Origin of the sequence: Christiangramia sabulilitoris (genome assembly GCF_007050985.1) — a bacterium.
Classification (GTDB): Bacteria; Bacteroidota; Bacteroidia; order Flavobacteriales; family Flavobacteriaceae; genus Christiangramia; species Christiangramia sabulilitoris.
On the sequence record NZ_VHSF01000003.1, the window covers coordinates 765,596 to 779,914 of the forward strand.

11 protein-coding genes are annotated in these 14,319 nt (G+C 42.8%); 7 read left to right on the forward strand and 4 right to left on the reverse strand.

Features of this window, described 5'->3' with window-relative positions; genetic code table 11:
• The first annotated feature begins 153 nt into the window (after window positions 1-153).
• The 7 genes from FGM01_RS13655 (at window position 154) to FGM01_RS13685 (ending at window position 5,797) form a co-directional block, all read left to right on the forward strand.
• Window positions 154-915: a transglutaminase-like domain-containing protein gene (locus FGM01_RS13655; protein ID WP_143411719.1), complete on the forward strand. Its 762-nt coding sequence runs from the start codon at window positions 154-156 to the stop codon at window positions 913-915.
• 128 nt (window positions 916-1,043) lie between these two features.
• Window positions 1,044-1,322, forward strand: coding sequence for a DUF3303 domain-containing protein (locus tag FGM01_RS13660; protein WP_166435226.1), 279 nt, complete (start codon window positions 1,044-1,046; stop codon window positions 1,320-1,322).
• A gap of 203 nt (window positions 1,323-1,525) precedes the next feature.
• Window positions 1,526-2,104, forward strand: a complete 579-nt coding sequence (locus tag FGM01_RS13665) for a TetR/AcrR family transcriptional regulator (protein ID WP_143411721.1) — start codon at window positions 1,526-1,528, stop codon at window positions 2,102-2,104.
• Window positions 2,105-2,113: 9 nt separating this feature from the next.
• Window positions 2,114-3,115: an NADP-dependent oxidoreductase gene (locus tag FGM01_RS13670; protein ID WP_143411722.1), complete on the forward strand. Its 1,002-nt coding sequence runs from the start codon at window positions 2,114-2,116 to the stop codon at window positions 3,113-3,115.
• A gap of 63 nt (window positions 3,116-3,178) precedes the next feature.
• Window positions 3,179-3,940 (forward strand): type 1 glutamine amidotransferase domain-containing protein, encoded by a 762-nt coding sequence (locus tag FGM01_RS13675; protein WP_423738351.1) that lies wholly within the window; start codon window positions 3,179-3,181, stop codon window positions 3,938-3,940.
• Between the two features lie 187 nt (window positions 3,941-4,127).
• Window positions 4,128-4,556, forward strand: a complete 429-nt coding sequence (locus tag FGM01_RS13680) for a hypothetical protein (RefSeq protein WP_143411723.1) — start codon at window positions 4,128-4,130, stop codon at window positions 4,554-4,556.
• 104 nt (window positions 4,557-4,660) lie between these two features.
• Window positions 4,661-5,797, forward strand: coding sequence for an endonuclease/exonuclease/phosphatase family protein (locus FGM01_RS13685; protein WP_243735811.1), 1,137 nt, complete (start codon window positions 4,661-4,663; stop codon window positions 5,795-5,797).
• A 53-nt stretch (window positions 5,798-5,850) separates the two neighbouring features.
• Here FGM01_RS13685 and FGM01_RS13690 read toward each other — a convergent pair whose 3' ends face one another.
• From FGM01_RS13690 to FGM01_RS13705, 4 genes are all read right to left on the reverse strand, one after another.
• Window positions 5,851-6,522: an FAD-binding oxidoreductase gene (locus FGM01_RS13690; RefSeq protein ID WP_143411724.1), complete on the reverse strand. Its 672-nt coding sequence runs from the start codon at window positions 6,520-6,522 to the stop codon at window positions 5,851-5,853.
• A gap of 98 nt (window positions 6,523-6,620) precedes the next feature.
• Window positions 6,621-7,649, reverse strand: coding sequence for an LLM class flavin-dependent oxidoreductase (locus FGM01_RS13695; protein ID WP_143411725.1), 1,029 nt, complete (start codon window positions 7,647-7,649; stop codon window positions 6,621-6,623).
• Window positions 7,650-7,824: 175 nt separating this feature from the next.
• Window positions 7,825-8,736, reverse strand: a complete 912-nt coding sequence (locus FGM01_RS13700) for a PorP/SprF family type IX secretion system membrane protein (RefSeq protein ID WP_143411726.1) — start codon at window positions 8,734-8,736, stop codon at window positions 7,825-7,827.
• A 6-nt stretch (window positions 8,737-8,742) separates the two neighbouring features.
• A partial coding sequence (locus tag FGM01_RS13705) for a MopE-related protein (protein ID WP_143411727.1) occupies window positions 8,743-14,319 on the reverse strand: 5,577 nt, incomplete at its 5' end.

Below are 14,319 nucleotides of genomic sequence, written 5' to 3' on the forward strand. Positions count from 1 at the left end.
CGGTGAAATAAAATTCCTACTTTCACGCTGATTTAAAACAGGAAAAAAGATACTCTACTCCTTAACGGGACTTTCGACCTTAAATTTCAACCTGGTTGCTGTGATTAGTTATAGCTACCGGGTGAATGAATTTAACTTTTATCACCTGCATTAATGAGTATCAGTTTTAAAGAAGAAAAAAAACTAGCTTCGCCTATCCGGTATTCCGGCAATTACAAGGAAAAAAATCTTCAGAAATTGCTTAATGACTATAAGCTGGAACAAATTATTGATTCTGAAAGTTCAGATTTTGAGAATATTATTAGCATTCAAAGTTGGGTCCACGGCAGATGGGAGCATGCGAAAAACAGTCCTGCCAGGAAGAAAGATGCTTTATATATTCTTGAACAGGCTGAGAAAGGTAAAAGATTTAGTTGTGCAGAATATAGTATAGTAGAAAAAGCCTGCCTGCAGGCCCTGGGATTTATGGTGAGGGAAATTCACCTCAAACCCTCAGATCCTGAACTTCTAAAAAGAAATGCTTCCCATCTTCTCAACGAGGTTTATCTGAAGGATCTCAAAAAATGGTTCTTTATAGATCCCTGTTTCGATATTATAATTAAAAAGGATGGTATTCCTCTACATGCAGTAGAATTACTGGACGCTATGATCAAGGGTGATGAACTGGAGGTTATAAATCCTACCGGAGAGATCACCTGTTCAGAATACCTTGAAAAGATCGGCCCGTTTCTGTGTTATTTCTCTACCAGTATGAATCAAAAAGCCTCCGGTACCCTGGAGCGGATCTACAAAACAGAGGAAGAGCTGACTTATGTTCCTTTATGCGAATTAGCTCCCGGAAACTCTCCCCGAATTTTGGAAAAAAGAAACCGGGTAATAACCAGGGCGATCGAAGATCTTTATCCTGAACTTTAGCTGGAGTTATTTTTCCATTTAGCTGATTCTTTCATAAACACCGGTAAAACCCCTATTTCAATCGCGGTCTTTAATAGATACTTTCATAGCGTATATTTTATTAACTTAAATCAAACGATATGAAATTTATGATGACATGGCGCATCCACGAGGATCAGCGCCAGGAAGCTCTTAAGGGTTTTTCTGAAATGACCAAAGAACAGGATGCAGCAGATTATGGTGATAAGATCAAATTAATTGGAAGGTGGCATGACCTTGCAGGTTTTACCGGATTTGCCGTTTTTGAAACCGATGATCCCCATGCAATAGCTCATTGGGCGCTCAACTGGAACCAAATTCTGGATGCCCATGTGATCCCTGTATTCGATGATGATGAGACCCGGCAGATAGGTAAAGAGAGAAACTAAAAGCAGGGAAAAGCAGCCTTCAATCTCTTATTAACAACACCCCCATTTGGTAATTTCTGATGTCTTAAATTTTAACTTCTTTTTTGCATTCTGGCAGCTAAAAAGCCGTGCGGAAAGGCCTCAGGGTTAAATCTATCACAAACCGGTTTATTAATAATGAATGAACGTTCATTCTTGATATTTTTGCGGCAGAATTATACTTAATGAATAATGCCTCCAAATCTGAAATTAAAAGGAAAGCTCTAATCGATGCTACCGTGGAGTTGGTTAATAACAATGGTTTTCATGCCACACCAATGTCCAGGATCGCGAAGATGGCCGGAGTTTCAGCGGGCACCATTTACCTGTATTTTGAGAACAAACAGGACCTGGTGAATCAGGTTTATATTGAGGTAAAAGCAGCATTTACCAATTATGCTTTTAGAGGATATAAGGAAGGAATGTCTGTGGAAAAAGGATTTAAAATTATCTGGAAAAATATAGCCGAATTCAAACTAAAGGAATTTGAAGAGGCTTATTTTCTCTCTCAGTGTGATAATACGCCCATCATAGATGAATCTGGGCGGCAGGAAGGCTTAAAGCACTTGCAGCCCTTACTTGATCTCTGGGAAAAAGGTAAGCAGGAAGGAATTATTAAAAATGTATCTCCGTTTTCCCTGTATGCCTTCAGCATTTACCCCGTGGCTTTTCTAATGAATATGCAGCAACGAGGTGCTTTCCAGCTTACGCCCCAGCATATAGAGGAGGCATACGAAATGGCCTGGGACAGTATTAAAAAATAATAACGATATATGAAAGAGACAAAAAAAATACTATTGAACAGCCGACCGAAAGGCAAACCTCAAACATCAGATTTTAAATTTGAAACAGAAAAGGTCGCAGAACCCAAAGATGGAGAAGTGCTACTGGAAACTAAATATGTCTCTGTAGATCCTTATTTACGAGGACGAATGAGTGATGCACCATCTTATATTCCTCCTTTCGAAATTGGCAAACCTATCGCTTCGGCGATCATTGCTGAAGTGGTAGAATCCAAAACCGATAAATTTCAAAAAGGAGATCATGTGAACGGTCTTTTGTCCTGGAAGGAATTTCAGGTTGCTTCTGCAGATAATCTCATGAAAGTAGATAAGGATAAAGCACCCTTATCGGCTTACCTGGGCATATTGGGAATGACCGGGTTGACTGCATACCTGGGGCTTACAGAAATTGGAAAACCTAAGAAAGGTGAGACATTACTAGTATCTGGAGCCGCCGGAGCCGTTGGAAGCACGGTGGGACAGATTGGAAAAATATTAGGCCTGCGGGTAGTAGGAATTGCCGGTACCGATGAAAAGGTAAAAATGATCCAGGATGAGTTCGGGTTTGATGAAGGTATCAATTACAACACAACCGAAAATATGAAGGAAGCCATTAAAAAGGCCTGCCCTGACGGTGTAGATGTATATTTTGATAATGTAGGTGGAGATATTTCTGATGCCGTTCTTTTCAACATCAATAAATTTTCCAGAACCGTGGTTTGCGGGGCAATTTCAGTATATAATGAAACCTCTTTACCGCAAAGTGCCAGCGTTCAGCCATTTTTGATCAAGAAAAGTTCTTTGATGCAGGGCTTTGTGATCTCTGATTTTTCTGATAAACACCCCGAAGGTATCAAACAATTAACCCAATGGTTAAAGGAAGATAAACTAACCTATACTGAAACCGTCCGGGAAGGATTTGAAAATATCCCGCAGGCATTTCTGGATCTTTTCGATGGAAAGAACAAAGGAAAAATGGTCGTAAAAATTTAATTATTGCGCATTTAAAAGGCGGTTCAGGCTTGCTGTTACTTATTTGAATTTATGAAGTATTTGATGATACTGGCTTTGATCTTTGGCGGATATACTTCCGCAGCACAGTCAGAAAATGAAATTATTAATCTAAAAAAAGAAAAAACTATGAAAGTATTATTTGTATTAACGTCTCACGATAAACTGGGAGATACTGGAGAAAAAACCGGATTTTGGGTAGAAGAATTTGCGAATCCCTATTATACTCTTTTAGACAAAGGAGTGGATATTACCGTTGCAACTCCAAAAGGTGGCAAAGCTCCTATAGATCCTAACAGTGATACAGAAGATAACCAAACCGAAGACACCAAACGTTTTCATAATGATGAGGCAGCGCAAAAGGTGATCAATAACACCGTGAAGCTGGATGATGTAAAAGCTGAAGATTTTGACGGGGTATTCTATCCGGGAGGCCATGGCCCGCTTTGGGATCTGGCTAACGATAAGACCTCAATTAATTTGATCGAAACCTTTAACCGCCAGGAAAAACCTATAGCTTTTGTTTGCCATGCTCCGGCAGCTCTAAAAGATGTCAAGGGTGCAAACGGTGAACCACTGGTAAAAGGAAAAAGAGTCACCGGCTTTACTAATAGTGAGGAAAAAGCGGTTGAACTTACAGATGTAGTGCCTTTCCTTGTGGAAGATATGCTGAAGAAAAACGGTGGTGATTACTCTAAAGTTGACGACTGGGGCGAATATGCTGTAGTTGATGGTAACTTGATCACCGGCCAGAACCCGGCTTCATCGGGTGCGGTTGCAGATAAGCTATATGAAATGCTTAAATAGTTAACACCTGTTATTATTGAAAGCCCGCTAAATTGCGGGCTTTTTTATTGCTGCATTTTCTGGATTCATCTTTCTGATCAGTAAAACCTCAATTCAATCATGGTCTAATTCTAGCAGGTTTTCAGGTACATAATCGGGTAAAAATCTCTAATTTCGTGACCTGTAATTTTTCAGGAAATTCCCCAACATGAGCGAGAACAATTTAGAAGAAAAAAGTGCCGGAAGCATGAATAATGATCAAGGTAAACCTGAGCTCCCCCGGTTATATTCTAAAACTCTTATCCTGGTTTTTTCCGGAGTATTTTCGATCCTGTTCGGCGCGGCCCTGCTTCTTAGCAATTTGAAAAGACAGGAAGAGAAAAAGGGAATGATGCAGGTAGCGATCTTCGTTCTTATCTATGTCATCGGGATAGTTTATACCCTACAAAGCATGAAGTCTGGTGCCAATCTTACCTTACCTCTAAACCTGGTAGGGGCATTATTTTTAAATGAATATTTCTGGAACAGATATATAGGTTCAGAGACAGCTTATGAAAAAAAGAGCTGGGTAAAGCCCGCTCTCATCTCTTTAGCAATAAGCATCCCCGCTTTTCTGGCCTTATTATATCTTGGCTAAAATTATTCTGAAATCGTGCCGGGATGATGCTGGATTGATACCGGGCAGATTGACAAATTGTGAATTCTTTGATACAGCTCTCCTCATTTTTTAGTTAATTTTAATTGAATAATAAGTCCGAAATTATCCTGAAGGATCAAAGCGGACCCAGACATATGGAAATAATCTACTATATTCTCTCATCCATCTGGATCATAGCCGGTATCCTGCCTTTTATCTCCAACCAGCATTGGATATTCAGGGTCTGGGAATTTGGCCGCATACAGCTATTCATCCTACATAGTTTGACCTTAATTTTCGGTCTCATCCTGGTTGATGAAAAAGATAAGTTCTTCTGGCTGGTAAGCCTGCTGAACTTTACGCTATCGGTCTATCATGCAGTCGTACTTTTCCCATATACCACTTTATATAAAAAAAATCCATCGAATGATGTTCCCAAACATTCAGATTCGGTAAGCATAATTTCAGTGAACGTTTACCAGTTCAACGAATCCTTTCAGGAGCTTATAGATCTGGTAAAAGAAGTTAAGCCAGATGTAATTTTAACCATGGAATCTAACCAGGCCTGGGATGACGGGATGAAGGTTCTGGAAAAAGATTACCCTAACTTCAAAAAGATCCCGTTGGAAAATACCTACGGGATGCATTTTTACACCTCTCTTAAGGTAAGGGACCTTAAAGTGAATTATTTTGTGGCAGATGACCTTCCCAGTATAGAAGCCGAACTACTTACTAAAGACGGCAACAGTTTCAGATTGTTTGGAGTACATCCACCACCTCCAAGTCCCACTGAAGAAGATAATAGCAAGGAACGGGACGGAGAATTGCTTTCCATCGCGAAAAGAGTTACCGAAGATGATGGCCCGGTTGTGGTGGTAGGAGATTTTAATAATGTAGCCTGGGCAAAGTCTTCCATCTTATTCAGAAAAACTTCTGAATTAATAGATCCTAGAATTGGCCGTGGATTTGTTTCCACCTTTCATGCGAAATACCGTCTGCTTAGGTTCCCTATAGACCTGTTCTTTCATTCTACAGATGTATTTATCGAGGAATTTAAAACCCTGAGAAACATCAACAGTGACCACCTGCCCCTGTACTGTAAGTTTTACATCAATAAAGTGGAAAGCGTGCAGGATGAAGAGGTAGAAGTACTGGAAGAAGAAGAACATGAAGAGGTTGAAGAAATGATCGAAGATGGCATAGAAGAAGAAAGCGATAGGCCTGTGGTTGCTAAAGAATAAAAATCCCGGCATAAATCTGCCGGGATTGGGTTACTGCACTATATTACTTGTTTTTATTGCTGATCATCCAGCTGAACAGAATCTGTATTAGCTCCAAGCTGCTCTAGAATGTTACTTACTTCTTTGGTCATTTCAGGAGGTCCGCAAACATAGAAACGAGCTTCCAGATCTCTTACATGATCCTTCAAAAATTCTTTATTTAAATAACCTTTGGTATAATCTGTATCCTCCTGGTCTGTGATCACGTAAGTCGTATGATGATTCAGAATCTTGTCCAGTTCATCTTTCAGAATTATATCCTTATCTGTTTTATTAGCATAAATAAGATGGATATTGTCGCTTTTCCCCTGCTTATCAAGGTCCCTTAACATGGCGATGTAGGGAGTAATTCCCGCTCCACCAGCAATAATATAACCGGGCCCTTCATATTCTATTGCCCCCCAGGTATCCCTGATGATAAGCTCATCACCAACTTGTAACTTATCCAATTGCTCGGTAACTCCATCATGGTCTGGATAGATCTTGATGGTAAATTCGAGGAAATCATCTTCATTAAGACTGGTAAAGGTAAAAGGTCTTTTTTCATCTTTCCAGCCCTCTTTATTAATCGAAACTTCTGTAGCATGTCCCGGGGTAAAACTATAACCCTCGGGTTTCTCCACTTTAAATTGTTTCACATCATGCGTTACCTGCTCAATCTTCTGAATTCTGACCTTTTCTTCCATAATTTTTATTTTGAAGTTAATTTATTTACTTCAAAAAGTGAATTCCAGGGAAGCTAACCGGCTAATTTTTAACCGTTTTTATAATAATTTAAGGAAGTTTAATAATTCACCAGCTCAGGCTGATTGATCTCCTGCATGATTTCAGAAAATATTCTGATAGATTTGAGCCGGTCTTCCTGGTGATAAATATGAGAAGCCACGATGACTTCATCCACGCCGGTTTTTTTCAAAAACTCTTCTGTCATCTCTTTTACACTGTTCTTATCTCCCACGAAAGAATATTTCAGCATACGCTGTAAAGAAGGATTTTCTTTGATCTCTCTTAACTCGGGAGTCATGTCCACGGGTTTCTGTAGGTAATCGAGGTTTCCGGTCATCACTCCTAACATCATTTTCAGGGAACTGGTAGAAATACGTTCAGCTTCCTGGTGGCTATCGGCTGCAACAACATTAATCCCCGCGATGCTGTAAGGCTTCTGCAGGTATTCTGAAGGTTCAAATTCGCGGTAATAGATCTCCATTGCTTCAAATAATTGTGCCGGTGCAAAATGACTGGCAAATACATAAGGCAGGCCTTTGGCGGCAGCTACATGTGCACTGTCTGTACTGGATCCCAGAACATACATAGGCACTTCAACCCCTTCGGCCACGGTTGCTCTAACTTTAGTATTGGTATTCTCATTTTTGAAGTAACGCTGAATCTCCTCGATCTCCTGCGGAAATTTAAAAACGGAATTCATGCGATCGCTTCTTATGGCATGTGCAGTCACCTGGTCTGTACCCGGTGCTCTTCCCAGCCCCATATCGATCCTGTGAGGATATAAGGAACCCAAAGTTCCAAACTGCTCGGCAACGATCAGCGGAGAATGATTTGGCAACATGATCCCGCCAGAACCAATTCTTATCTTATCGGTTTTCGATGCGATATGACTCATAAGAACGGTGGTTGCAGAACTGGCGATACTCACCATATTATGATGTTCGGCCAGCCAGAATCTTTTATAGCCAAGAGATTCAGCAAGCTGAGCTAATTCAACACTGTTTTCGAAAACTCTGGTATGGGGAATATCCTGTCCCACTACGGCTAATTCAAGTATGGAATAATTTATAGATCTGTTTAGAGGCATATTTTTTAATTTAAAATGCCGGCATTGCTGCGGGCAAGTCTTTGGTCTGATTTTCATCTAAACCTTACGCAAATTACGAAAGCCAGCTCCGGTAGAAGAGAATCTAACGCTAAATAAAACCAAATAAAAAACCCCTTGAGCTAAGGGGTTTAAAAATCTTTATGTATGCCTACAATTAGAAAAACCTGGGGGACATATATTTACTAAGGGTATTAGCGATATCAAACTTCAGCACGATCTCATGCGAGCCTGAATTGTAATTTCTCAAAGCAGTGGTATCTGCATCATAGGAGTAACCCACAAATATATTATCCAGGATCTGCAAACCGGCCAGTGCACTAACAGCCGAATTCAGTCTATATGAAGCTCCTAAAGTGAACTTATCCATAAAAAGAAAGTTCGCAGAGAGATCCAGTTGCAAGGGTGCACCATCGGTTAGTTTTAGTAAATAGGCTGGTTTCATCTTGAGTTCATTGCTCAGGTTAAAAACATATCCACCCATAAAATAGGTATGGAACCTTTCCTTTGCCAGGAAAGTCTCTTCCCGCTCGTTTCTTTCATAATGATTGGTTTCCAGAAGCTGTGGAACAGATAAGCCTATGTAATAATTATCGCTGTAATAATAAGCCCCAACCCCTACATTCGGAGTAAACCTGTTATCGATATTATTCTGAAAAATAACATCCTCATCTGAACCGGTTAGCTGACTAAAATCTACATTCAGAATATTAGCGCCGGCTTTTAGCCCGAAGGCCAGATGAGTTTTTTCAAAATCCAGAGTATAGGAAAAATCAACATTAAAGATAGTCTCGCTGCTGGGCCCTATCTTATCTGAAATAATCGATCCTCCCAGGCCTACATTTTTCCCTATACGATTATTGATGCTTAAAGACAGTGTCTCGGGTGCTCCATCCAGTCCAACCCATTGCGAACGGTAAACACCCGAGATCTTCAGAAAATCCTCAGACCCCACATAGGCAGGATTAAACAACGCGGTATTATACATGTATTGAGTGTACTGGGCATCCTGTTGAGCATGCCCGGCACTAGCAATTAAAAATATGAATATGATAAAGTACTTTTTCATTCTGTATTATCTGTTTAGATATAAATATCCTGATTTCGATTTCCAGTTCCCATCCTTGTATTTAAGTACATAGAAATAGGTTCCGGTTGGAAGTTCTTCTCCCTGTCTTACCGTAAGTCTTCCTTCAGAAATTCCGCGGAATAATTTACTGTTATCCCCGTAGTCTTTAGCTTCGTATACAAGTACTCCCCAACGGTTATAGATCTCCAGCGTATTTTCCTCGAATACTTCCAGGCCTTTTACTTCGAAATGATCATTAATGCCATCACCGTTTGGCGACAATTTTTGAATGATCTCGGGACCTGTTTTAAAACATTCTCTGAAGGCCTGGTTAGGATCGCAAGGATCAAGTGGATCACTGTAGCCTGTCGCAACCAGAGGTGTAGCAGGATTATCTTCTCCGCTGGTTTCTTCGCCATCTAACAGACCGTCGTTATCTGTATCTGGATCATTAGGGTCTGTCCCTTCTAAAGACTCTTCATAGTTGGTTAAACCATCATTATCCGGATCACAATTGTCACCGGTCTGGAAAGGATCACATTCGTTCAAAGGATCACTAACCTCTGAAGGTATTGCGTCAGTATTCGCATCATCTATGAGCAGAACTTCTTCACCATCTGTAAGACCATCATCATCTGAATCTGCATCATAAGGATCTGTACCAAGAATTCCCTCCTCTTCATTAAGCAAACCGTCATTATCCCAGTCTGAATCTTCCAGAATTACCAATGTGATCTGAGAGGTCGTGGTTCCTCCTTTTTCATCTGTAGTTGTGATCTCCAAGGGATATTCCCCAGGTACCAGAATTGCTGGATCGCTTACATTGAAGCCACCTTCTGCATTCATCTGAATTCCTGCCGGAAGACTTCCATTCACTATTTCAGCAGTGCTGATGTTTCCATCGGCATCACTTACTATAGCCATAATATCTCCTGCCTGGTAATCATCAACTTCCTTAGCATCCAACACCTCGTATATAGCTTCGATATCTTCCGGCTCTGAATAATCCTTCACTCCATCACAATTTTCGTCGATATCGTTATCCGGAATTTCAGTAGCTCCAGGGTGGATCGTAGCATCGCTGTCATCACAATCGGTGTTATCGGCAGCGTAACCAGCAGGCTGCGTGTTGCTGGTAGTTGTGTTCGCTGGATCTCCATAAGTGTCCCCATCAGTATCTGCATACCAGGTCAACAGGTCGAATCCATCACAATCCTGGTCAATACCATCATCCGGAGTTTCGGTAGCTCCCGGGTGGATCGTAGCATCGCTGTCATAACAATCGGTATTATCGACAACGTAACCAGCAGGCTGAGTGTTGCTGGTAGTTGAAACCGCAGCATCTCCAAATCCATCACTATCAGTATCTGCATACCAGGTCAACAGGTCGAATCCATCACAATCCTGGTCGATACCATCATCCGGAGTTTCTGTAGCTCCTGGATTGATCGTAGCATCGCTGTCATCACAATCGGTGTTATCGGCAACATAGCCAGCAGGCTGAGTATTGCTTGTTGTTGTGTTCGCTGGATCTCCATAAGTGTCCCCATCAGTATCTGCATACCAGGTCAACAGGTCGAATCCGTCACAATCCTGGTCGATTCCATCATCCGGAGTTTCTGTAGCTCCCGGGTGGATCGTAGAATCAGTGTCATCACAATCGGTATTATCGGCAACATAGCCAGCAGGCTGAGTATTGCTTGTTGTTGTGTTCGCTGGATCTCCATAAGTGTCCCCATCAGTATCTGCATACCAGGTCAACAGGTCGAATCCATCACAATCCTGGTCAATACCATCATCCGGAGTTTCTGTAGCTCCCGGGTGGATCGTAGCATCGCTGTCATCACAATCRGTGTTATCGGCAACATAGCCAGCAGGCTGAGTATTGCTTGTTGTTGTGTTCGCTGGATCTCCATAAGTGTCCCCATCAGTATCTGCATACCAGGTCAACAGGTCGAAGCCGTCACAATCCTGGTCGATACCATCATCCGGAGTTTCTGTAGCTCCCGGGTGGATCGTAGCATCGCTGTCATCACAATCGGAATCGTCAGCTACATATCCTCCTGGTTGGGTATTGCTGGTGGTAGAATTAGTAGCATCTCCAAATCCATCACTATCTGTATCTGCATACCAGGTCAACAGGTCGAATCCATCACAATCCTGGTCAATACCATCATCCGGAGTTTCTGTAGCTCCAGGGTGGATCGTAGCATCGCTGTCATCACAATCGGTATTATCGGCAACGTAACCAGCAGGCTGCGTGTTGCTGGCAGTTGTGTTCGCTGGATCTCCATAAGTGTCCCCATCAGTATCTGCATACCAGGTTAAAAGGTCAAAGCCATCACAATCCTGGTCGATACCATCATCGGGAGTCTCTGTAGCTCCCGGGTGGATCGTAGCATCGCTGTCATCACAATCGGTATTATCGGCAACGTAGCCAGCAGGCTGAGTGTTGCTGGTAGTTGAAACCGTTGGATCTCCATAAGTGTCCCCATCTGTATCTGCATACCAGGTCAACAGGTCAAAGCCATCACAATCCTGGTCAATACCATCATCCGGAGTTTCTGTAGCTCCCGGGTGGATCGTAGCATCGCTGTCATCACAATCAGTATTATCGGCAACGTAACCAGCAGGCTGAATGTTGCTGGTAGTTGTGTTCGCTGGATCTCCATAAGTGTCCCCATCAGTATCTGCAWACCAGGTTAACAGGTCGAATCCATCACAATCCTGGTCAATACCATCATCCGGAGTTTCTGTAGCTCCCGGGTGGATCGTAGAATCGCTGTCATCACAATCAGTGTTATCGGCAACGTAACCAACAGGCTGCGTGTTGCTGGTTGTTGTGTTCGCTGGATCTCCATAAGTATCCCCATCAGTATCTGCATACCAGGTTAACAGGTCGAATCCATCACAATCCTGGTCAATACCATCATCCGGAGTTTCTGTAGCTCCAGGGTGGATCGTAGCATCGCTGTCATCACAATCGGTTTTATCGGCAACGTAGCCAGCAGGCTGCGTGTTGCTGGTTGTTGTGTTCGCTGGATCTCCATAAGTGTCCCCATCTGTATCTGCATACCAGGTCAACAGGTTGAATCCGTCACAATCCTGGTCGATTCCATCATCCGGAGTTTCTGTAGCTCCCGGGTGGATCGTAGCATCGCTATCATCACAATCGGTGTTATCGGCAACGTAGCCAGCAGGCTGAGTGTTACTGGTAGTTGAAACCGCTGGATCTCCATAAGTGTCACCATCGGTATCTGCATACCAGGTTAACAGGTCGAAGCCATCACAATCCTGGTCGATTCCATCATCCGGAGTTTCTGTAGCTCCCGGGTGGATCGTAGCATCGCTATCATAACAATCGGTGTTATCGGCAACGTAGCCAGCAGGCTGAGTGTTACTGGTAGTTGAAACCGCTGGATCTCCATAAGTGTCTCCATCAGTATCTGCAAACCAGGTTAAAAGGTCAAAACCATCACAATCCTGGTCGATACCATCGTCCGGAGTTTCTGTAGCTCCCGGGTGGATCGTAGCATCGCTGTCATCGCAATCGGTGTTATCAGCCACATAATTTGAAGGAACCGAACAGGCTTCTACACTATCTGAGGCATTCCCATATCTATCTCCATCTACATCGGCATAATAAGTAGTGGTTACACCTTCGTCGATCGTTCCGTCACAATTATTATCTATTCCATCACAGACTTCAACGGCATCAGGGTTGATCGCGGCATTGGAATCATTACAATCACCAGTAGTACCAGTTAATTCTGCTTCAGTAAAATGGTTGGCAGGTCTTTCGCATGCCACCACAGAAGTGCCATCGCTATATCCGTCCCCATCAGCATCTAAATACCAGGTCTGTCCAGGGAACTCATTTTCATCGGCATCATCACAATCGGTGTCTGAATTCACCCCGTCACCATCAGCATCCACCGTATCAGGAGTAGTAGGATCACAGTCGTTGTCAATTCCATCATACAGTACTTCAGTATTTCCCGGGAATCTAGTTCCATCGGTATCATCACAATCTGTGTCCGAGTTCACACCATCTCCATCGGCATCCACCGTGTCGGGGGTTGTTGGATCACAGTCATTATCGATCCCATCATACAATACTTCTGTGGCACCGGAATAGATCGCCGGATTGGTATCATCGCAATCACCTTCGTTCTCTGTTTGTCCGTCTCCATCATCATCCGTATCGGCTGAACTATCTAAAGTTGCAGGGTTACAGTCATCATCAATACCATTATCCGGAATCTCGGTAGCATTAGGATTCACCGCCGGGTCAGTATCGTCACAATCAGTATCAGAATTTACCCCGTCACCATCGGCATCTATCGTATCGGGAGTAGATGGATCACAGTCGTTGTCAATACCATCATATTGTATTTCGGAAGCGTCCGGGTTGATCGCGGCATTGGAATCATTACAATCACCAGAAGTACCAGTTAACTCTGCTTCAGTAAAATGGTTGGTAGGTCTTTCACACGATACTACAGAAGTACCATCGCTATATCCGTCCCCATCAGCATCTAAATACCAGGTCTGACCAGGGAACTCATTTTCATCAGCATCATCACAATCAGTATCAGAATTCACCCCGTCACCATCAGCATCTACCGTATCGGGAGTAGAAGGATCACAGTCGTTGTCAATTCCATCATACAGTACTTCAGTATTTCCTGGGAATCTAGTTCCATCGGTATCATCACAATCTGTGTCCGAGTTCACACCATCTCCATCGGCATCCACCGTGTCGGGGGTAGTTGGATCACAGTCATTGTCAATACCATCATATTGTATTTCGGAAGCTCCGGAATAGATCGCTGGATTGGTATCATCGCAATCACCTTCGTTCTCTGTTTGTCCGTCTCCATCATCATCAGTATCGGCTGAACTATCTAAAGTCGCCGGGTTACAGTCATCATCAATACCATTATCCGGAATCTCGTAAGCATTAGGATTTACCGCCGGGTTATTATCGTCACAATCGGTGTCTGAATTCACCCCATCTCCATCGGCATCTACGGTATCAGGAGTAGAAGGATCACAGTCGTTGTCAATACCATCATATTGTATTTCGGAAGCGTCAGGGTTGATCGAGGCATTTGTATCATTACAATCACCAGTAGTATCTGTTAACTCTGCTTCAGTGAAATGGCTGGCAGGTCTTTCGCATGTCACCACTGAGGTACCATCGCCATATCCGTCCCCATCGGCATCTAAATACCAGGTCTGACCAGGGAACTCATTTTCATCGGTATCATCACAATCAGTATCAGAATTTACCCCATCACCATCGGCATCTATCGCATCGGGAGTAGATGGATCACAGTCGTTGTCAATACCATCATATTGTATTTCGGAAGCGCCAGGGTTGATCGAGGCATTGGAATCATTACAATCACCAGTAGTATCTGTTAACTCTGCTTCAGTAAAATGGCTGGCAGGTCTTTCGCAAGTCACCACTGAGGTACCATCGCTATAACCATCCCCATCAGCATCCAAATACCAGGTCTGACCAGGGAACTCATTTGCATCAGCATCATCACAATCAGTATCAGAATTTACCCCGTC

Coding starts and splice junctions, on each gene's coding strand:
- FGM01_RS13680 (WP_143411723.1), top strand. CDS start 4,128: ATGAGCGAGAACAATTTAGAAGAAAAAAGTGCCGGAAGCATGAATAAT.
- FGM01_RS13660 (WP_166435226.1), top strand. CDS start 1,044: ATGATGACATGGCGCATCCACGAGGATCAGCGCCAGGAAGCTCTTAAG.
- FGM01_RS13690 (WP_143411724.1), bottom strand. CDS start 6,522: ATGGAAGAAAAGGTCAGAATTCAGAAGATTGAGCAGGTAACGCATGAT.
- FGM01_RS13675 (WP_423738351.1), top strand. CDS start 3,179: ATGATACTGGCTTTGATCTTTGGCGGATATACTTCCGCAGCACAGTCA.
- FGM01_RS13655 (WP_143411719.1), top strand. CDS start 154: ATGAGTATCAGTTTTAAAGAAGAAAAAAAACTAGCTTCGCCTATCCGG.
- FGM01_RS13670 (WP_143411722.1), top strand. CDS start 2,114: ATGAAAGAGACAAAAAAAATACTATTGAACAGCCGACCGAAAGGCAAA.
- FGM01_RS13695 (WP_143411725.1), bottom strand. CDS start 7,649: ATGCCTCTAAACAGATCTATAAATTATTCCATACTTGAATTAGCCGTA.
- FGM01_RS13665 (WP_143411721.1), top strand. CDS start 1,526: ATGAATAATGCCTCCAAATCTGAAATTAAAAGGAAAGCTCTAATCGAT.
- FGM01_RS13700 (WP_143411726.1), bottom strand. CDS start 8,736: ATGAAAAAGTACTTTATCATATTCATATTTTTAATTGCTAGTGCCGGG.